Raw genomic sequence first — 21,090 nt, forward strand, 5'->3', positions numbered from 1 at the left:
GGCTCGGTCCGGGCCCCCGCCGGTCTGCGCGGGAAAAGAGCGGTGCGCACCGCGAGTGCGGCGCGACGATGGGCATGATCCTACGTCCCGTCCCCGTTACAGTCCAGTGGTCTATCTTTCAACGGGTTACGGTCGTTACAGAACGCGACAGTGCGATGACGGAACGCTTACACGCTGATGCGACGGGCCGGTGCGCCGCCGATCTCGCGGGTGATTTTCGCGATACATTCGTGCAGCGCGGGCACCACGTGTTCGTGCAGCCATTCGGGCGGGCACTGGTGCGACGCGCCACCGCAATTCACCGAATAGCGCTGGCCCGACGGACCGACGAAACCGGCCGCGACGGCATTCAGGCCCTCGCGCCATTCGCCGATCGCGATCGCGTGGCCGTCGCGCATCGCGTCGTCCAGCGCGGGGGTCAGGCGGGCCGACACATGCGGCCAGTCGTCGCCCGCCGTGGTGCGCAGCGACTCGAGCAGCAGGCGGCGTTCGTCGTCCTCGAGTGCGGCGAGATACGCGCGGCCGACCGCGGTGCGCGCGATGTCCATCCGCGAGCCGATTTCGAGGCGCGTGACGAGGACGGCCGAGCGTGGACGGATCACGTCGATCGCGACCATGTCGAGCCGGTCGCGCACCGCGAGGTGCACGGACAGCGACGTGCGTTCGGCCAGCTCGATCATGAACGGCCGCGAACGCGCGCGGATGTCGAAGTTGCGCAGGAAGCCGTGGCTCAGTTCGAGCACCGACGCGGTTAGCACGAAGCGCTCGCTGTCGGGCAACTGGAACAGGAAGCCGGCGCTGACGAGCGTCGCGGTGATGCGCGAGACGGTCGGCTTCGGGATGCCGGTCAGTTCGGTCAGCTCGCGGTTGCTGACGGGGGCGTCGGCCGCCGCGATGCGGCGTAGCACGGCGAGGCCGCGGGCCAGGGCGGTGATCTCGTCGGGCGACGATTCACGGTCCCGCGACGCGGGAGGGGTTACAGTTGTCGACACGAGGGATTCTCTCTAATTCCGAAACTCGATTTCAATTTTGTTGGTATTGTAGGACTATTGTCAAAGGATGCATGTTCTGCGGGCGAACCGGTCATCGGATGAGATTTTACGGGTTCACCCTTGGTTTATTAGGAAAACGCTCAAATGAGCGTTGCCAGAAAGTGCATGAACCGGTGCAAATACCGCTTGACTTGTCGGGCGGAAACGGAAAGAATGTCTCACGTTTTCGAAACATCGTTTCAAGAGTTTAACCGGCAACGATGTTTCGCGCAGTCTCTCAGGTTCTAGCACGGCCCTCGGAATGGCTAGAACTTTTTTAGCGCCACGGTCTCCGTGGCGCTTTTTTTTGCCCGTTTTCCGGCGACCGCCCGGTTTGCCGCGATCGAAGGTCCGCTTCGTTGGAGCGGGGCCGGCACCGCTTGCCGCGTCCTGCACGATCCACCGCCACCCCCCGCGATTTTAATTAATTTCTGCTATCGGGAAAATTTCGGCAATACGTCGCCGGTCGTCGTGCGTCTTGCATCGGACAAATCCAGTGCCACGACGCGTCTGCCCGAACGTCGCACGTCCCATCCGTGCGGAGCATGTCGCCCCTCCGTGTGCCGGAGCCCTCCTATGCAAAAGTAGGGGGGTGACCCATCCCGGCCAGCCGCGCACATCTGCAGAATCCAGATACGGGCCGATGCGAACACTTCGCCGGCCCGCGTCCGCAGCACAGCATGACGCCCAGCCCGTATCGCTGGTTGACCCCTTGGATGGAGGTCATATGTTCAGTACCCGCGCGTGTTGCAGCAGTGTGGCGGCACTGTTGCTCCTGATGTGCGCCGTTCCCTCATTCGCCCAGTCGTTCCGGGTCCAGTGCCCGTTCACCACGCCGTCGCACCCGACCGCGCTGGCGCCCGGTGTCGGCGAACCCGCTTACACGAAGCCGACCTATACCGGCCAGAATTCCACGTCGACCGGCACCGTGAACGGCGCGATCAAGTGCCAGCAGATCTCGGGCGGCGACGGCTATGCCACGATGGCCAACGGCGTGCAGACCTATCTGTTCGCGTTCGGCCCGCTGTCCGGGCTCGCGGACATCAAGGCCGGCCTGCCCGGCACGGAGCTCGCGTCGGTGTTCAACACCGTCGGCGACCCGAGGACGGACCCGACCTACAACGGCGCGGTCGGGCTCGCGCCCGATCCGGATGCCGGCGGCGCGCTGACCGGCCACGTCGATCCGCGCCCGATCATGGACATCGGCGTGATGAACGGCAACCAGCCCGCGCCGATGATGGCGATCGACGAGGACGACGAGTTCTTCCTCACGCTCACGAACGTCGGGATGATCATGCGCCCCGACCTGTTCGAGAAGCATACGGTGCACTTCCACGGCTATCCGAACGCGTCGTCGTTCTATGACGGCGTGCCGGACGCGTCGGTCGCGATCAACATCGGCGCGAGCTTCACGTACTACTATCTCGCGCCGGATGCGGGCACCTATTTCTGGCACTGCCACATCACGCCGCCGGAGCACCTGCAGATGGGCATGGTCGGCCAGATCTACGTGCGGCCGCGCCAGGACCGGGTGCCGAAGGGCGTGTCGCTGTACGACGCGCTCATGACGCAGCAGTCGGACCTGCGCACGCGCTGCGGCAACGACATCCTGTGCTCGACGCCGCTGCCGCCGCAGAACAACGGCCTCGTGCGGGCGGCCAACGTCAACATTCCGCCGACCACGCCGGAGACGCTGTCGCTCTACGCATACAACGACGGCGACGGCTCGACCGCGTACGACGTCGAGTATCCGATCCAGATCCATGGCTTCGATCCGAACTTCCACTTCGTCGGCATGACGTTCAATCCCGAACCGTTCACCGACATGAAGGACAAGTTCTTCCTGCTGAACGGCCGCAGCTATCCGGACACGGTGACCGAAGGGGCGATGTCGACGCCCGCTTCGGACAGCTCGATGCATCCGTCGCAACCGCTGCCGACGCTGGTCAACATTCCGGCCGGCGGCCGCGCGCTGTTGCGGATCTCGGATCTCGACGTGACCGAATACCAGACGCTGGCGTCGCTCGGCATCCCGATGCACGTGATCGCGCTCAATGCCCGCATGTTGCGCGACATGGCCGGCAACAACATGGCCTACGACACGAACTCGATCACGCTCGCGGGCGGCGAGTCGCTCGACCTGATTCTCGACGCCAGCGACAAGACGAAGTACCACTCCGGCCAGATTTTCTACCTGTACACGCCGAACCTCGATCACCTGTCGAACGATCAGGAGAACTTCGGCGGCCTGATGACCGAGGTCCACATCTGCAGCGCCGTGGACCCGGTCACGAAGCATTGCACTCTTTGATGACCAGGGGCCGCCCGCATCATCGGGCGGCCCCGGCCGGGAAGTCCTGCCCTGAGGAGAAAAGCCGTGGGACACATCACTCATCATGCGTGGACCGCGACGCTCGCCCGTCTCGGACGGCTCGCACGCGTCGGCGTCGCGACGCTCGCCGCGTTGCTGTCGGTGCACGCGCACGCCGCCGCGCCGGGCATCACCGGCAAGGTCTTCAACCTCACGGCCCAGGAAGCGCGCATCACCCAGCCGGACGGCACGAGCGTCTATTCGTGGGGCTACGGCTGCGCGGCGACCAGCGCGACGCCGCTCGTCTTCTCGCCGTCGACGATCACCGGCGCGACCTGTCCGACGATGCAGATCCCCGGTCCGACGCTGATCGTCAGGCAGGGCGACATCATCACCGTGACACTCACCAACAACCTGCCGGCGGCAGCCGGCAACACGTCGATGCTGTTTCCCGGCTTCGTCGTGTGCACCGGCACCCTGAGCCCGGACGGCAAGACCTGCACCGGCACCTCCGGCGTTGCCGGGCTGCTGGCGCAGGAGGCGCAGCACGGCGCGACGGTCACCTACACGTTCGTCGCGGCGACGCCGGGTACGCATGCGTACTACAGCGGCACGCAGGGCGATCTGCAGATCGAGATGGGGATGTACGGCGCGATCATCGTGCTGCCGAATACGGCGGTCAACACGGCGGGCTGCATGGCGCTGCCGGATTCGGGCCGGCCGTTCGGCCAGCGCGATTTCCGCAACGCGGCGGCGGCATTCGACAACAGCGCCGCCTGCTATGACCGTGAGTATCTTTTTCAGTTCTCCGAAATGGATCCGCGCATCCATCAGCAGGCGGAGCAGCAGGTCGCGGCGAATACGTCGTGCACCAGGCCGACCGGCTGCATGACGGTCGAGACCGAGCCTTATCACCCGGCCTATTTCATGGTCAACGGCCGCTCGATGCCGGACGACATGGATCCGAACTACGCGCCGCAGTACCCGCACCAGCCGTACAACGGCAATCCGCACATGCATCCGGGCGAACTGGTGCTGCTGCGGATCATCGGCACCGGCCGCTGGCAGCATCCGTTCCACGAGCACGGCAACCACGTGCGCGTGCTGGCGCGCGACGGCAACCTGTTGCTCAGCCCGGTCGACCCGAGCCACCCGGCGAACCCGCGGCTGCCGGCCGGCCCGCTGCTGTTCACGACCACCACGACGCCGGGCGCGACGATGGACGGGATTTTCTACTGGACCGGCAAGGGCCTGAACTGGGACGTCTACGCGCACTACCCGGGCGACGGCTCCGTCTGCGTGCCCGACGCGAACGGCTACTACACGACGGCGTCGAACCCGCCGGCGCCGCGCAACGCGCCGAACTACTACGAGTGGTGCCAGGACCACGGCAAGGCGCTCGAGAAGGCGCCGTTCGGCAAGGTCGCCAGCGGCGGGCCGGTCACGTTGCCGGACTCGAACATCCTGACGAACGGTTTCTGGTATGGCGGCAGTCCTTATCTCGGGCCGGACGCGACCGTGCGTGCGACGGCGCCGACCGGCACGTCGCCACCCAGCAACACGATCCTGAACCCGCCGGCGACGGAAGCAGGCTTCGCGTTCATGTGGCACTCGCATAACGAGCGCGAGATCACGACGAACAACATCTTCCCGGGCGGAATGATGATGATGATGCTCGTTGATCCTCCGGTATTTCCGATCGACGAATCCAATTAGGGGTGGGGAGAAAGACGATGAGATCCACCAAGCTCACGGCGACGCTCCTTGATCTGTTCAAGGCGGGGGTCGCGGCATCCATCTTGCTGACGGCAGGCGAAGCCTGTTTCGCGCAAGCGGTCGTCAATCTGACGGCGAAGGCGTCCACGGCGTTGATGCCGGACGGGCAGGCCGTGCCGATGTGGGGCTACAGCTGCACGCCGGCTGCCGTGGCGACGGTGCCGGCCGCGAATGCGACCTGCGCGGCGGCGAATCCGGCCGCCGGCGCGAACTGGTCGCCGGTGGTCGTCACCGTGCCGGCCGGGCAACTGCAGATCAACCTGACGAACAACCTGCCCGCGCCCGTGCCGACCTCGCTCGTCATCGTCGGCCAGCTGGGCGGCGGTCTGGGCGACAAGCCGACGACCACGCCGAGCCCGGTCCATCCGACGCAGACCGCCACGACCTGGCCGATCGTCACGGCGACCTCGACCGCGCCGATGGCGTCGTTCGTGCCGCCCGCGCAAGGGCCGCGCGTCCAGTCGTTCGGGACCGAGGTGGCGCCGTCGACCGATCCGAAATCGCACACGACGCTCACCTGGACCAATCTCAAGCCCGGCACCTACCTGCTCGAGTCGGGCACGCACCCGTCGATCCAGGGGCCGATGGGCCTCTACGGGGTGCTGGTGGTGAAGAGCCCGAGCGTCCCCAGCTCGACGTGCGCATCGACGAAACAGGCCTATCCGAATTCGGTGTCCTGCTATGACGCCGACGTGCCGCTCGTGATGAGCGAGATCGATCCGGTGCAGAACGCCGCGGTCGCCGCGGCCGTCGCGACCAAGGGCTTCAGCGAAACCGCCGCGTGGTCGGGGCAGCCCGGCGGATGCGGCGACTCGAAGTCGGTCACGTTCGGCACCTGCTATCCGCCGGTGGTGAACTACGATCCGCGCTACTACCTGATCAACGGCGTGGCCTTCGATCGCACCAACCCGAACGCGTCGGCCTTCCCGCCGAGCGCGATGGTGCCGCCGTCGACCGGGCAGGTGCTCGTGCGCCTGGTGAATGCCGGGCTGCGCATGCACGTTCCGGCGGTGGTCGGCGCGCAAACGGGCAATCCGTCCGCTCCCGGCTTCACGCTGATCGCCGAGGACGGCAACGTGATTCCCGGCGCCGCGCGCATCCAGAACGCCGTGTTCATGGCGGCCGGCAAGACCTACGACCTGATGCTGAACGCGCCGGCCGCCGGTGCGATGCCGGTATACGACCGGCAGTTGAGCCTGTCGACCAACAACATGCGCGATGGCGGGATGCAAGGCTACATCGCGGTCAACAACGCCCAACCGTCGGCGACTGCCGGCATCGGCGAAACGCCGACCGCCGCGGGCGCGAACTATTACTTCGTGCCGGGCACGACGCTGACCGTGTCGGATCCGGCCAAGGGCGTGATCGCGAGCGACTCCGGCGTGTACGGCGTGAAGGTCCAGACGCCGCCCGCGAGCGGCACGCTCACGTTGAATACCGACGGTACGTTCACGTATCTATCGAGTAGCACTGCGAACGACAGTTTCGTCTATCAGTCGACCAACGGCACGCCGCCGGTGACGGCGAAAGTGACGTTGACCGCCTGCACCACGAGCAACAAGTGCCTGTCGGTCCCGACGGCCGGCAATGCGAGTTTCGCGAGCAACATCGCGTCGCAGATCCAGGTCGGCGCACCGGGCGTGCTCGCCAGCGCGAACGATCCGGCCGGGTTGCCGCTCACCGCGCAAATCGTCGCGTCGAGCGCGACGAACGGCACCGTGACGCTGAATCCGGACGGCTCGTTTACCGCGGTGCCGTCGACGCCGCGGGTCGGCAACGGCGCGGCCGCGCAGACGATGACGTTCCAGTACAAGGTCACCAATACGCAGATGCAGACGAGCGCGAATGCAGGGACGGTGACCGTGACCTTCAATCCCGGCAGCGGGCTGGTCGTGAACGTGATGGACGCGCCGAGCATGGCGCCGGATGCGACCGCGCCGAACAAGGCGGTCAAGCTCGCCGACTATCGCTGGATCATCGAGGAAGACCGCACGATGCAGATCGATCCGGCCTGCCAGGTGAATTCCGCGACGGGAAGGCCGGCGAACTGCCCGCCGCTGCCGGTCCCGAGCCTCGGCACGAACTTCCATACGAGCTACATGCCGGTGGTGGCGTCGGGCTGCGTCGGCACCGTCGCATGCGAATCCGGCCAGACCGTGTACGACCCGGTGTCCAACACGCACGTGGCGACCGTATGCGACGTCGGCAACGGCGTGTGCCGTACCGGCCCGAACGTCTCGCAACAGGCGCCGGTCGATCCGAAGTACGTGGCGCTCGATCCGACCAAGCATTACTACATCTCGATCCTGCCGGGCGATGCCGGTAACACGTTCACGAACGGCGGCGGCGTGTCGCCGGACGGCAAGCGGCCATTCAGCATCGCGCTCGACTGCCCGTCGGGCCCGAGCGGCGCGGATTTCGCGCCGGGCACCGGCAAGTGCGGCCACAGCATGGGCGGCGCGCCGATTGCGCCCGCGCAGGTCGCGGCGGCGAAGGCCGGACAGACCGGCGCGGGACAGGCCGGGCAGCTCAACGTGCTGTTGACGGAAACGCCGTACCAGACCGCGAAGCTGTCGGTGTTCGTGTTCGAGGACGATGCGCCGCTGAACGGCGAAGTGGATGTCAGCGGCGGGTCCGACGGATTCGGCACCGCACGCGAGCCGGGGCTCGGCGGATTCGAGATCAAGCTCTGGGACGATGCGGGCGGCACCGGCGACCCGACCGGACAGATGACCTACGACATGTTCAACATGCCGCTGTCGAATTCGCTGCAAGGCACCGTCGATCCGCTCACCGGGCTCAATGCGTGCCCGATCTCGACGGCGACCGACGGCCTGGTCGGCATGATTCCGACCTGCCCGAAATACGAATCGGACGGCAAGACGCTGTCGCCGCTCGTCGGCCAGGCCATCATCGCCAACCTGATGCCGGGCCGCTACGGTGTGATCGCGACACCGGCGGCCGACCGGATCGGCCGCGGCGAGGAGTGGCTGCAGACCAACACGCTCGACGGACAGAAGGCGCACGACGCGTTCATCAAGGTCGGCGGCCCCGCGTACTTCCAGGAGTTCGGGCCGGCCGGCTATCACGTGTCGATCGGCTTCGCGAATCCGAAGATCATCAACGCGCGCAGGACCAACGCGGCCAAGACCGGGATATGCGACACCGGTCCGTGCCCGAACACGCTCACGGGCCGCGTGACGAACCTGCACTACAGCCGCCCGCCGAACGAGAACCTGTACAGCAGCGGATCGCGCGATTCGCTGGCGTTCTCGCAATGCTATGTGAGCGTCGGCGATCCGGACAGCGAGGACTACGGCTTCACGAAATGCGATAGCCAGGGGCGGTTCACGATCAGCGGCTTGCCGAGCGGCACGACCCGCATCACCGTGTTCGATCAATGGAACGACCAGATCGTCGACGGGCTGGCCAAGGCGGTCCAGTTGCCCGCGGCCAACGGGAGCACGACGGTCGACGTCGGCGACCTGTCCGTGCTGCAGTGGCATACGAACCTCTATACGCGGACCTTCATCGACCTGCACGGCGACGGCATCTCGCATCCGGACGACCCCGGCATCGCGCTGGCATCGGTCAACATGCGGTTCCGCGACGGCAGCTTCTCGAACTTCAACAACACGGACGGCAATGGTTACGCGCCGTTCAACGAAGTGTTTCCGCTGTTCAACTGGTACGTGGTCGACGACGACCTGACGCGCTTCAAGTCGACCGGCACGCACGTGGTGTACGACGCGGGCGGTCCGGTGGACGGCACCGGCGCTGCCGGCAGCGGGCACTCGACGGTGGCCGCGAACTTCGCGAACACGGCCGAAACCGTGCCGCTGCCGTCGAACCTGCATGTGCCGGGCGCCCGGTATTGCGCGGACGCGGATTGCGCGTCGACCGGCAGCGGTTCGACCGGGCGGGTCGATCCGCCCTGGACGGGCACGGAGGCATGGCAGGGCTTCTCCGGCCAGAACTCGTTCATCGAGTACGGCAAGACGCCGTTCGCGAAGGGCGAGAACGGCGGGATACGCGGCGAGGTGATCTACGCGTCGACGCGGCCGTTCGACGATCCGACGCTGCTGATCCACACGAAGTGGACCCCCGACGTGCCGAACGTCACGGTCAACCTGTACCAGGAGGGCACGGCCACGGACGGCACGACCAACCTGACGCTGGTGGACACGACCAAGACGGCGAGCTGGGACGACTGGGCGCAGGGCTTCCGCGCGGACGGCGTGACGCCGAACATGAACTGCCCGGGCCAGGATCCGAACGACCCGTTCTACTTCACGCTGAAGAACAGCACCAACTGGCTCGATCCGCAACATCGCCAGCTGCCTGCGAACGCACAGTACAAGTGCTACGACGGCATGCACGCGTTCAACCAGATCCAGCCGGCGCCGTATGACGGGATGTACAAGTTCCCGAGCGTGACCGCGACGGATGCGAACGGCAAGCCGGTCGCGTCGAACTGCACGATCTGCGTCGGGAAGAACCCCGTCGACGGCACGCCGATGCTGCCGGCCGGCAAGTACGTGGTCGAGATCATCGTGCCGCCGGGCTACGAGCTGGTGAAGGAGGAAGACAAGAACATCCTGATCGGCGACAACTACATCGCTCCGGTGACGCAGCAGTTCGCCGGCATCGGCGCGATCTTCATCCTGCCCGACCAGGCCGCGGTGAACTCGACGTACAACAAGAACAACCCGCAGAACCCGACCACGAACCTCGGTTCGACGCCGCATGCCGAAGGCGACACCGGCAGCGTCGAGCGGTTCTGGCCGTGCGTCGGCGAGCTGCGCATCGTGCCGGACTACATCAGCCTGTTCCCGGGATCGAAGGAAGTCGCGCCGTTCGCCGGTGCATCGCGGCATCTGTGCGATCGCAAGGAGGTGATGCTGACCGACGAGGAATCGGTGCTCGCGAAGTTCTGGATTTTCAGCTCGACGCACGTCGCGGCGCACTACACGGGCTTCATGCTTGACGACTTCTCGTCGGAGTTCGACCCGTATTCGCCGCAGTTCGGCGAGAAGTTCGCCGTGCCGAACGTGCCGATCTCGTTCAAGGATTTCTCCGGCAACGAAACCTCGCGCACCTATACGGATCAATGGGGCATCTACAACGGGCTGACGTTCTCGACCTGGGAAGTGAACCCCCCGAACCCGACCGGGTATGCGCCGACGATGATGGTCGCCTGCATGAACGATCCGGGCCCGATCCCCGATCCGCAGCACCCCGGCAAGACGATTGCCGATCCGCTGTACAACCCGGCATACAGCCAGTTCTGTTACGAGATTCCGTTCATGCCCGGACAGACGCAGTACATGGATACGCCGGTGGTGCCGGTGCAGTCCTTCGCGGACGGCTATAACCAGCCCGACTGCGCGTATCCGGATGCGACGCCGGCGATCTCGAGCGTGACCGGCGATGCGATCGGCGCCGGCGCGGGCCCGTGGGTCAGCGCGCCCGGCAAGCAACTGACGATCAACGCGCTGGGCGACCAGCAGGTGGTGAACCACGCGTATACCGGACCGAGCCAGACCACGGCACCGTTCAACCAGAAGTTCATCACGCGCCACTACGGCTTCGGCGCGACGCAGGGCACCGGCACGGTCACGATCGCGGGCGTCAATGCGACGGTCGTGTCGTGGAGCGACTCGAAGATCGTGGTGCTCGCGCCCGACCTGAGCCTTCCGTCGCTCCCGTCGCTGAAGGTGCCGTCGACCTGCACGATCCAGCAGATGGGCGCGCCCGCGACGCAGTGCGGCGAGCTCGTGATCACGGCCGGCAACGGCAAGCGGTCGATCGATGCGGTCACGGTGACGATCGGCGGCAAGGCGCCGACCTACGTGAGCGGCGAGAACGGCGCGAGCAATGCGCTCCAGACGGCGATCAACAATGCGAGCGCGGGCGACATGATCGTCGTCGGTCCGGGCACGTACAACGAGATGCTGGTGATGTGGAAGCCGGTGCGGCTGCAAGGCGTGGGCGCAGCGTCGGTGACGATCAATGCGAATACGCATCCGTCCGGCAAGCTCGATCCGTGGCGCAGGCTGATCGCGTGCCTGTTCGGCACGTCGCTGAACGGCGGGGTGATTTCGGCCACGTACGACCCGACGAAGCCGATCTCGTCGACCAACAACCCGTACGATCCGTCAGGCACCTACCAGTGCCCGGTGCAGATGCAGGGGCACGTGGATCCGATTCCGTTCGAGCCGACCGTCGGTTGGGACAGCACGCAGAACGGCAACCTGGGCGAGCTGCTGATCGAGCCGTCGCTGCTGGGCGCGTATGAAGGCGCGGGCATCACGGTACTGGCCAAGGGTGTGCAGCCGAGCACGAACTGCACCGCGAACGGCATCTGCACGATGCTCACGGCGCACGACTGCACGACGGACCCGAACAACCCGAACTACGGCAACTTCCTGTGCAACCCGTCGCGCATCGACGGGGTCACGGTCACCAACAGCTCGCAGGGCGGCGGCGGGATCTTCCTGCACGGCTGGAACCATTACACGGAGGTATCGAACAACCGCGTGACCGGCAATGCCGGCACGCTGTCGGGCGGCATCACGGTCGGCCAGGTGGAAGTGCCGGACGGCAACATCGCCGCGGACGGCGTGACGCAGTTGCCGTTCATGTACAACACGTTCGTCAACGTTCACCACAACGCCGTCACGGCAAACGCGTCGTATGGCGACGAGATCAACTCGACCACGCCATCCTCGGCCGGCGGCGTGACCCTGTGCTCGGGCGCCGACTACTACCGCTTCAACTACAACTGGGTCTGCGGCAACATGAGCAGCGGTGACGGCGGCGGCGTTTCGCACTTCGGGTTCAGCTACAACGGCGACCTGTCGCACAACGTGGTGTTGTTCAACCAGAGCAACAACCCGACGTTGCCGACGTATGGCGGCGGGATCATCGCGCAGGGGGTGCCGCCCGACGGCACGTTCTGCGAGAACTCGACCGTCGACGTCGATTGCGCGCCGCAGCTGTCCGACGGCATCGGCCCGAATCTCGTGATCGACGGCAACCTGATCATGGGCAACACGGCGGAAAGCGGGAAGGGCGGCGGCCTGCGGCTGCAGAACGTCAACGGCACGGACGTGCAACGCAATCTCGGCAATCCGAACAACTGGTACCAGGTGCGCGTGATCAACAACATCATCGCGAACAACGTGGCCGGCTGGTCGGGCGGCGGCGTGTCGCTGCAGGATGCGGTGCGCGTCAGCTTCATCAACAACACGGTGATCGCGAACGATGCGACGGCGTCGGCGGGCGTGCTCTTCAATACGCCGGCCGCGTCGCAGTCGAACGTGGCGCCGCCGGGATGCACGAGCAGCACGACCAGCGCGGACTCGACCTGCACGAGTTTCATCGAGACATCGACGCAGCAGCCGGCCGGGCTGGAGACGACGACGCATACGCAGAACCTGATGGCGGCGTTCGTTCCGCCCGCGGGTTTCACGGGGCAAGTCACCTGTCCCGCGAACGCGCCGAACTGCACGAAGTTCTCGAATCCGGTGCTGAGCAACAACCTGTTCTGGCAAAACCGCTCGTTCTACATCTCGGTGAGTGCGCAGCCGAACCCGAACATACCCGGCTTGCAGAACGCGGTCACGCTGAACCCGGTCCTGAACCAGAAGGGGCAATCGACAGGCTTCTGCGTGACGGGCGGCGCGACCCCGCCGTTCTACTGGGATATCGGCGCGTACGGCGACACCGGGCCGGCCAATCACCAGTCCGGGCTGACCATGAACCCGCAGTACTCGATCATGACCAGCACGGCCGGCTACGCCGCGACCAACAAGGCAGCGGACCCGCAGACAACCAGCCAGTACTGCAACGGCTCGCGGGTGCCGCCGGAAGCCGGCGGGAACGGCTTTGCCGTACCGCCCGGGATCGCCGACGCGGTGTTGCCGAACCCGTTGTTCGGGCTGATGCCGTCGGCCACGCCCGATGAAGGCAACCAGTGGATCAACATGTCGTACGGGCCGCTGTCGCTGTCCAACGAGGCGCTGCAGCCGGGCAGCGCCGGCTACAACGTGATGATGGGCAACTACTCGATCAAGGGCACGTCGCCGGCGATCGGGGCGGCCACCGCGAACGGCGCGCCGAATCACGACATCTTCGGCACGCCGCGGCCGCAAGCCAACGGCTACGACATCGGCGCGGTCGAGTACGTCGCGCCTGGCCTGCTCGGCGGCCTGCTCGGCGGCGGTACGCCGATCGACCCGCTCGCATTGGGGAGCCAGCCGACCGGCCTGGCCGCGCTGATCCCCGGAGGCGGCGGAATTCCGGGCGGCGGAGGCATCCCGGGTGTCGGCGGTATTCCGGGCGGCGGTGGAATTCCGGGTGTCGGTGGCATCCCGGGCGGCGGTGGAATTCCGGGCGGCGGCGGTATTCCGGGTGTCGGTGGCATCCCGGGCGGTGGTGGTATTCCGGGTGTCGGTGGCATCCCGGGCGGTGGAGGTATCCCGGGCGGTGGAGGTATCCCGGGCATCGGCGGCATCCCGGGGATCGGCGGAATCCCGGCCATCTTCAGCCGTAACGTGCCGCTGCCGCCGATCAAGGCGCCGGCGCTGAGGCGGCCGCAGGCAGGGGCGCGGCTGGCTCCGCCGGTGACCCGGCCGCTGCCGGCCGGCGCGTTGGCGCAGTCTCCGGCGCTGGCGCGGCCGCAATCGGCTGCGCTGCTGCAGGCCCCGGCCCGGACGACGCCGCGCGCCCGCACGCAGACGCCTGGGCAGTTGCCTGCGCAGACACGCGCGCAGCCGCCCGTGCGGCTGCCGGCGCCGACCCCGGCGCAGGCGCTACCCGCGCCGCTCACGGGAGCGATGCAATGAAACGGGCGGCCGTCCGTGCGGCATCGATGCTGCTGCTCGCGGGCGCTGCCTGCCTTGCCGCGGTCCGGCCTCAGCCGGCCGCGGCCGGGCAGGATGCGCCGGCCGGGCCCGCGGCCATCCGGCACTCGCCGTACCTGCCGGTGAGCCTGCCGCGGCAGGCGAAGGCCTACTACCAGATGGCGAAGGGCATCGACAACTTGCACGTGCGCAGCACCGCGTCCGGCAACCTGATCCGTTTCAGCTACCGCGTGACCGATCCCGACAAGGCGCGGCTGCTCGGCGACACGAAAGCGACCGTCTATCTGTACGGCGAAACGAGCCACGCCATGCTCGTGATTCCGGTGATGGACCAGATCGGCGCGCTGCGGCAGACCGGTCAGCTCGAGACCGGACGCGAATACTGGATGGTGTTTTCCAACAAGGGAGGGCCGATCAAGCGCGGCGAACGGGTCAGCATCCTGATCGATTCGCTGCACATCGACGGGCTGGTGGTCGAGTAATCACATACATGCGCATGCCGCCGCGCATCGGCAACGGGCGGCCTGCATGCGGGGAGAGCAGTCATGAACCGGTTTCTTTTCAAGTCGATTTCGGCGGCATGTGCCGCCGGCTTGTTGACTTGCGGCCAGGTCGCATCCGCGGCCTCGGCGGCGGGGAATGCGCAGGAGGCGTCGGCGTCGCACATGGACGCCGCGCAGATCGCCGAGCGCAATGCGGCGGCCCGTGGCGGGCTGCAGGCGTGGCGGGCGGTGTCGTCGATCAGGATGACGGGGCAGCTCGATGCGGGCGGCACGAAGAACGTCAGGCTGCCGTTCACGCTGACGTTGAAGCGTCCGCGCAAGAGCCGGCTCGAAATCCAGTTCGAGCAGCAAACGGCGCTGCAGGTGTACGACGGCTCGCAGGGCTGGCTGGTCCGGCCGTACCTCGGCCGCAACGATGTCGAGCCGTATACGCCGGCGCAACTCAAGTCCGCCGCGTCATCGGCCGAACTCGACGGGCCGCTGATCGATTACGCGGCCAAGGGCACCACGATCCAGGTGCTCGGCACGGAGCAGGTGGAAGGGCACCGCGCGTATGTGCTGAAGCTGACGTCGAAGGAGGGCGCGACGCGCCGCCTGTGGGTCGACGCGTCGAGCTTTCTCGAACTGAAGATCGACGGCGAGCCGCGCGTGCTGGACGGCAAGACGCACAGCGTCGCCGTGTTCTATCGCGACTACCGGAAGGAGAACGGCCTCGTCTTGCCGCACACGCTCGAGACCGTCGTGAGCGGCGTCAAGGGAGCGCACCGGATCACGATCGAGCATGTCGCGCTCAACGAGCCGGCCGACGATGCGATGTTCGGCAAGCCGCCGCTTACCTTCGCGAAGGCGCCGAGTCACCCCGCCGAGACCCGGACGAGGTGACCACCATGGGACGGATCGGATCGTGGGTGCTCGCCGGCTGCGCGATGGCGGCCTTGTGCGGGTGCGAGCAATTGCCGGGGCAGGGCCTCGGCGTGGACCAGATCGTCGAGAAGAACATCGCGGCGAGAGGCGGGCTCGACGCGTGGCGCAAGGTCCAGACGATGGTCTGGTCGGGCCATGTGGACAGCCCGAACGCGCCGGTGCGCAACATGCCGTTCGTCCTGGCGATGAAGCGCCCGAACAAGACGCGCTTCGAGATCACCGTGCTCAACCAGAAGGCCGTGCGGGTGTTCGATGGCCGCGAAGGCTGGAAACAGGCCGCGAGCGGCAGCGCCGGCGTGCGGCCGTATACGCCGGGCGAGCTGCTGTCCGCGCGCGACGAGCAGGTGATCGACGGCCCGCTGTTCGACCACGATGCGAAGGGCATCGGCGTGACGCTGGAGGGCGTCGACCCGATCGGCGGGCACGATGCATACCGCCTGGCGGTGAAGCTGCCGTCCGGCGCGGTCCGGCATGTGTGGATCGACGGGCGGAGCTTCCTGGACGTGAAGGCCGACCGCCAGGTGCGCGGGCCGAGCGGCCCGCTCACGGTGGAGGTGAACTACGGCAACTTCAAGCTCATCGACGGCCTGCAAATCCCGCTCAGGATCGAGAGCGGAACGGCAGCCTCGCCGACCAAGGACACGCTGATCATCGACAAGGTGTCGCTGAATCCGCCGCTCGACGATGCGCTCTTCGGCCGGCCCGTATCGCCGGGCGGACGCCGGGCGGCGTCGATCGATGCGCGCGTGTCGGCGGCCCCGCCGGGCGTGGCCCGGCCGACGGCACGGCCATGAACGGCATCCGGGGGCGAGCGCGCGCCCTCGCGGCGGCGTGGCCGCCGGTCTCGCGCGGGCGGCTGGCGCGGTGGCTGGTGCTGGCCGCGCTGTGCGCAAGCGCGGGCCACGCGATCGGCGGCGAGCCGGCGGCACCCGTCGTGCCCGCGGACGCGGGAGAGGCCCTCTTCCAGCGTGGCATCCTCGGCTCCGGTGCGCCGCTCGAAGCCGTGCATCAGGACGGCGTGCGCCTGCAAGGCGCCGCTGCCGCCTGCGTCAATTGCCATCGGCGCAGCGGGCTGGGCTCGAAGGAGGGCAGCAACATCATTCCGCCGATCACGTGGCGCTACCTGGTGCATCCGCGCGCGCAGACCGCCGAGGATCTCGACATCCCGTACGTTCCCGGCATGCGCACCGATCGCGAGCCGTACACGGAAGAGCGGCTCGCGCGCGCCGTGCGCGACGGGATCGACCCGGAGGGCAGGCCGCTCGGCGGACTGATGCCGCAATACGCGCTCGGCGACGCCGACATGGCCGCGCTGACGGGCTATCTGAAGCGTCTCGATCGCCGCCCGCCGTCGGGCGTGACGGACACGGTGCTGCATTTCGCGACGATCGTCACGCCGGACGCGGACCCGGTGAAACGGGCGGGCATGCTCGACGTCCTGCAGCATTACTTCGCGGACAAGAACGCGTTTCCGTTCGGCACGACGCCGCCGCTGCGTTCCACGCGAAAAATGATGTTCATGGTCAATCGCCGCTGGGAACTGCACGTGTGGGAACTGAACGGTCCGCCGGACACGTGGCGCGCGCAGTTGACGCAGTTGCTCGCCCGACAGCCGGTGCTGGCCGTGGTGTCGGGGCTCGGCGGCAGGAACTGGGCGCCCGTTCACGACTTCTGCGAGGCGCAGGCCGTGCCCTGCCTCTTTCCGAACGTCGAGGTGCCGGTCGAAGCCGAGCACGATTTCTACTCGGTGTACTTCTCGCGCGGCGTGCTGCTCGAGTCGGACCTGATCGCGAAGCGCGTGCTGGACGAAGTCGGCGCGCGGCCGGTGAAGACGGTCAGGCAAGTCTATCGCGCGGGCGACAACGGCGAGCGCGGTGCTCAGGCGCTCGCCGCCGCGCTGAAGGCACGCGGCATCGCGGTGTCGAATCATGCGCTCGCACCGCGCGACGGCGTCGCGCGCGCGTTGCGCGGGATGCCGCGCGACGATGTGCTCGTGCTGTGGCTGAGGCCGCCCGATCTCGCGGCGCTCGAGCATGTGCCGCCGACGGTGGACACCGTGTTCATGTCGGGGCTGCTCGGCGGGCTCGACGGCACGCCGCTGCCGACGAGCTGGCGCGCCGTCACGCGCGTGGCCTATCCGTTCGACTTGCCCGAAGGGCGGCGCGTGCGCGTCGACTACGCGTTCGGCTGGTTCACGATCCGCAAGATTCCGATGGTCGCGCCGCAGGTGCAGGCGGATACCTATCTCGCGTGCGGCCTGCTCGCCGAGACGCTGAGCCACATGGTCGACGCGTTCGTGCGCGAGTATCTCGTCGAGCGCATCCAGGACATGCTCGAACGCCGCATCCTGACCGGCTACTACCCGCGCCTGACGCTCGCGACCGGGCAGCGCTTCGCGTCGAAGGGCGGCTATATCGTCCGGTTCGCCGGGCCGGACCGCACGAAGATCTCCGCCGACGGAGACTGGATCGTTCCCTGAGCCGTCGCGCGCCTTCGGATGGAGTAGGAAACAGGCCGCGTATGGAGGGAGTCGCCCCATGTCGGTTTCGACGCGTGCATCGCACACTGAAGACATCGTGCGACATGGCGATGTCGCGCCGGAGCATCGCGGCATACGATGCGGGGAGGGAAACCGTCATGACAACGTTCCTGGCCGGCCATGGTGTTCGACATCGCCGGGCACGTCGCGGCTGGCTGGCCGCGCTCGCGGTGCTCGCGTTGCTGCAATTGCCGGTCGCGCACGCGTTGCCGATCTTCGCGCGCCAGACCGGGCAGAGCTGCGTCGCGTGCCATGCCGGCGGACAGTTTCCGGAACTCACGCCGTACGGGCGCATGTTCAAGCTGAACGGCTACACGTTCGGCGAACGAACGATTCCGCTTGCCGCGATGGCGATTGGCGACCTGAGCAAGACCCGCTACAACAGCGACTCCAGCGGCGCGCCGATCAACCCCAAGGACGGCCTGCCGATCTTCGACTTCGCGAGCGTGTTCCTCGCCGGGAAGATCACCGACCATCTCGGCGGCTTCGCGCAGTTCACCTACATCGCCCACGATCATCAGGACGGCGACGGGCGATGGAAAGGCCACTGGACGTCGGACAATACCGACTTCCGCTTCGTCGACCGGATCATGACGTCGGCGAACGACCTGATCGTCGGCTTGACGGTGCACAACAACCCGACCGTGCAGGACGTATTCAACACCGCGCCGGCATGGGGTTACCCGTACGTCTCGTCGACCATCAGCCCGGTGGCGAAGATCCCGAACCTGCCCTTGCTCGAAAGCGGGGCGCTCGCGACGCAGGCGGTCGGCACCGGCGCCTACCTGTACTGGAACAGCCTGCTGTACGCGGAGCTGACCACCTACAGCACCGCGGACGGCATCTGGTCGTTCCTGAGCCACGGGAACAACGAAGGGAACCCGAATCACCCGCAAATCTATCTGCGCGGCTACAACCCGTATGCGCGCATCGCGCTGACCCACGACTGGGGGCCGCATAGCGTGATGGTCGGCGCATTCGGCTTCAGCGTCGACGTCTACCCGAACGACGCGAACAATTTCCCGATTTTCGGGACCGGCGTCACGCGTTTTCGCGACTATGGTCTCGACGCGCAATACGAATACTTGCTCGAGCCGCACACGATCACCGCGCAGGCGCGCTACGTGCGGGAGAACATTCACGATCCGAACAATTTCGTCGTGAGCGACAACACCTCCGCGAACCTGAATTCGCTGCGGCTCAAGGCGTCGTACGTCTACCAGGCCAAGTACGGCGTCAGCCTGTCGTTCTTCAATACGACGGGTACGGCCGACAGCACGGCCTACGCGGCGAGCGCGAACTTCCATCCGAATACCCAGGGCTGGACGCCGGAAATATTCTGGATGCCGGATCAACACGTGCGCATCGGCATCCAGTACACGCACTTCACCAAGTACCTCGGCGCGACGACCAACTACGACGGCAACGGGCGCAATGCGAGGGATAACGATACGTTGTTTCTCTATCTATGGCTCGCTTCCTTCTGACCTCCCGTTCGGCCTCTCCCGCGCATCCGGCTGATTGGACCCCGCGCGATGGGAGAGGAGCGCGCATTTCGCATCGCGTGTCGATGAGAATGCGCGGCGGCGCCGAACGGGATCGCATCGGAAGGTGGCAGAAAAGGCGGCAGGGAGGTCGGTGACATGAACAAAGTGGCCCATATCGTCTCGCTCGCGATGGTGCTGACCGGGGCGGGTTGCCACGACCTGGAGCGGTCGCGGCAAGTCGACAACCCGGCCGTATCGGGCAAGACCATCGCGCTGCAGGTGTGCTCGAACTGTCACGGCGCGACCGGTGTGTCGGTGTCGCCGATGTTTCCGAAGCTCGCCGGACAGCGCAAGGAATACCTCGTCGATCAGTTGACCGACTTCAAGAGTCACGCGCGTGCCGACCCGAACGCGAAGCGGTTCATGTGGGGCTTCACGCACCTGACCGACGCGCAGATCGACGAACTCGCCACCTATTTTTCGAGTCAGCCCGCCGTGCTCGGCGAAGCCGACGATCGCGCGCTCATCGACGCGGGCCGGGCGATTTTCGTGGGGGGCCTGCCGGACAAGGGCGTTGCGGCGTGTATCGGATGTCACGGCCAGCATGGAGAAGGCGCGAGCGGTTTTCCTCGCCTCGCCGGCCAGCATGCGGATTACGTTCGGAAGCAGCTCGCGATTTTCCGGGAAACCGACACACGGCCTCGCGGCGCGATCATGAAGAGCGTATGCGCGAACATGACGGAGCAGGACATGCGCGCGGTCGCGGCATTCGTCGAGGCATTTCCGGCTGAAACCGGCGTACCGGCGAGCCCGGCGAAAGCCGGCGCATCGGTGAACCCGCCGGAAGCCGGCGCATCGGCGAACCCGCCGGAAGCCGGCCCATCGGCGAGCCCGCCGTCCGACCAATGAGCACGCCCCGCCTGATCGGCGGCGCACGTGCCGCGGCAGGCAGGCGACCGGCGCTGACCGTGATCATTTAGGTGTCTCGTCTCCCCCGGGGCGGGGCGCCTCTTTTTCTTCCAACCCTGCGCAGTTCCATTCCGGTGAATGCCATGAAAGCGATGCAATCCTCACGCGGCGGCACGGCCTCGGTCGCCAGGCTGTCGTATCTGCGACAACGCGTGTCCGCCGCGGTGCGTGCATGCGAGCCGGACCACGACCGTTCGTTCCTCGCGCGCCTGTCGGTCATCGACTGGCTGTTCGCCCTGGCGCTCGTGGTGGGCGCGGGCCATGCGCTCGTGCATTACCACGCGCGCATGGATGACTACGACAAGGCGGTGATGATCGGCACCGTGCCGGCGCTCATCGCGCTCGGCTGGCGCTGGAAGCCCGCGCGGCTGATGATGGCGTCGATCGCCGTGCTGGCGTTGCTGTCGATCCAGATCTACCAGGGCGAACTCGCGCGCGCCGATTCGGCGTTCTTCCTCAAGTACTTGCTGTCGAGCCAGTCGGCGATCCTGTGGATGAGCGCGCTGTTCGTGCTCGCAACGATTTTCTACTGGATCGGCTTGCTCGCGCGCTCGGCGTCGGGCTCCGCGATCGGCCAGAAGCTCACGTGGGTCGCCGTGCTGATGGGCTTCACCGGCCTGATGGTGCGCTGGTACGAGTCCTACCTGATCGGGGCGGACGTCGGGCACATTCCGGTATCGAAC

Annotated in this window: 10 protein-coding genes and 1 pseudogene; 10 read left to right on the forward strand and 1 reads right to left on the reverse strand. The window is 66.8% G+C overall.

What is annotated here, in order from left to right; genetic code table 11:
* Positions 1 to 167 precede the first annotated feature (167 nt).
* A complete protein-coding gene (locus LGM56_RS12270; protein ID WP_089494421.1) occupies positions 168 to 992 on the reverse strand; it encodes an IclR family transcriptional regulator in 825 nt (274 codons plus the stop codon).
* Positions 993 to 1,758: 766 nt separating this feature from the next.
* Here LGM56_RS12270 and LGM56_RS12275 point away from each other — a divergent pair.
* The 10 genes and pseudogenes from LGM56_RS12275 to LGM56_RS12320 all read left to right on the forward strand — a co-directional run.
* Positions 1,759 to 3,342, forward strand: coding sequence for a multicopper oxidase domain-containing protein (locus tag LGM56_RS12275; RefSeq protein WP_226204748.1), 1,584 nt, complete (start codon positions 1,759 to 1,761; stop codon positions 3,340 to 3,342).
* Between the two features lie 66 nt (positions 3,343 to 3,408).
* A complete protein-coding gene (locus LGM56_RS12280) occupies positions 3,409 to 5,058 on the forward strand; it encodes a multicopper oxidase domain-containing protein (RefSeq protein ID WP_089455876.1) in 1,650 nt (549 codons plus the stop codon).
* Between the two features lie 17 nt (positions 5,059 to 5,075).
* Complete coding sequence (locus LGM56_RS12285; RefSeq protein WP_226204749.1) at positions 5,076 to 13,967, forward strand: choice-of-anchor Q domain-containing protein; 8,892 nt, start codon at positions 5,076 to 5,078, stop codon at positions 13,965 to 13,967.
* Positions 13,964 to 14,467 carry a hypothetical protein gene (locus tag LGM56_RS12290; RefSeq protein ID WP_089494424.1) on the forward strand — a complete coding sequence of 168 codons (504 nt, stop codon included), beginning with the start codon at positions 13,964 to 13,966 and terminating at the stop codon, positions 14,465 to 14,467. Before LGM56_RS12285 ends, LGM56_RS12290 begins: the two co-directional genes overlap by 4 nt.
* A gap of 63 nt (positions 14,468 to 14,530) precedes the next feature.
* Entirely contained in the window at positions 14,531 to 15,370 is an 840-nt protein-coding gene (locus LGM56_RS12295; RefSeq protein ID WP_226204750.1) for an outer membrane lipoprotein-sorting protein, read from the forward strand.
* 5 nt (positions 15,371 to 15,375) lie between these two features.
* Positions 15,376 to 16,206 (forward strand): hypothetical protein, encoded by an 831-nt coding sequence (locus tag LGM56_RS12300; RefSeq protein WP_089439602.1) that lies wholly within the window; start codon positions 15,376 to 15,378, stop codon positions 16,204 to 16,206.
* Positions 16,203 to 17,891: a c-type cytochrome gene (locus LGM56_RS12305; protein WP_226204751.1), complete on the forward strand. Its 1,689-nt coding sequence runs from the start codon at positions 16,203 to 16,205 to the stop codon at positions 17,889 to 17,891. The genes LGM56_RS12300 and LGM56_RS12305 overlap by 4 nt, the downstream gene beginning before the upstream one ends.
* 158 nt (positions 17,892 to 18,049) lie before the next feature.
* Complete coding sequence (locus tag LGM56_RS12310; protein WP_226204752.1) at positions 18,050 to 19,438, forward strand: cytochrome C; 1,389 nt, start codon at positions 18,050 to 18,052, stop codon at positions 19,436 to 19,438.
* 156 nt (positions 19,439 to 19,594) lie between these two features.
* The gene (locus LGM56_RS12315; protein WP_226204753.1) at positions 19,595 to 20,347 is read left to right on the forward strand and encodes a c-type cytochrome; all 753 of its coding nucleotides are present in this window, start codon (positions 19,595 to 19,597) and stop codon (positions 20,345 to 20,347) included.
* A gap of 152 nt (positions 20,348 to 20,499) precedes the next feature.
* A pseudogene (locus LGM56_RS12320) lies at positions 20,500 to 21,090 on the forward strand (c-type cytochrome biogenesis protein CcsB); the annotation flags it as partial.

It is taken from the genome of Burkholderia sp. AU38729, assembly GCF_020419725.1.
Lineage (GTDB): Bacteria > Pseudomonadota > Gammaproteobacteria > Burkholderiales > Burkholderiaceae > Burkholderia.

What these genes read in the sequence shown, in the direction of transcription:
- LGM56_RS12310 (WP_226204752.1), top strand. Translation starts at nt 18,050, where the DNA reads ATGACAACGTTCCTGGCCGGCCATGGTGTTCGACATCGCCGGGCACGT.
- LGM56_RS12285 (WP_226204749.1), top strand. Translation starts at nt 5,076, where the DNA reads ATGAGATCCACCAAGCTCACGGCGACGCTCCTTGATCTGTTCAAGGCG.
- LGM56_RS12290 (WP_089494424.1), top strand. Translation starts at nt 13,964, where the DNA reads ATGAAACGGGCGGCCGTCCGTGCGGCATCGATGCTGCTGCTCGCGGGC.
- LGM56_RS12295 (WP_226204750.1), top strand. Translation starts at nt 14,531, where the DNA reads ATGAACCGGTTTCTTTTCAAGTCGATTTCGGCGGCATGTGCCGCCGGC.
- LGM56_RS12275 (WP_226204748.1), top strand. Translation starts at nt 1,759, where the DNA reads ATGTTCAGTACCCGCGCGTGTTGCAGCAGTGTGGCGGCACTGTTGCTC.
- LGM56_RS12300 (WP_089439602.1), top strand. Translation starts at nt 15,376, where the DNA reads ATGGGACGGATCGGATCGTGGGTGCTCGCCGGCTGCGCGATGGCGGCC.
- LGM56_RS12305 (WP_226204751.1), top strand. Translation starts at nt 16,203, where the DNA reads ATGAACGGCATCCGGGGGCGAGCGCGCGCCCTCGCGGCGGCGTGGCCG.
- LGM56_RS12315 (WP_226204753.1), top strand. Translation starts at nt 19,595, where the DNA reads ATGAACAAAGTGGCCCATATCGTCTCGCTCGCGATGGTGCTGACCGGG.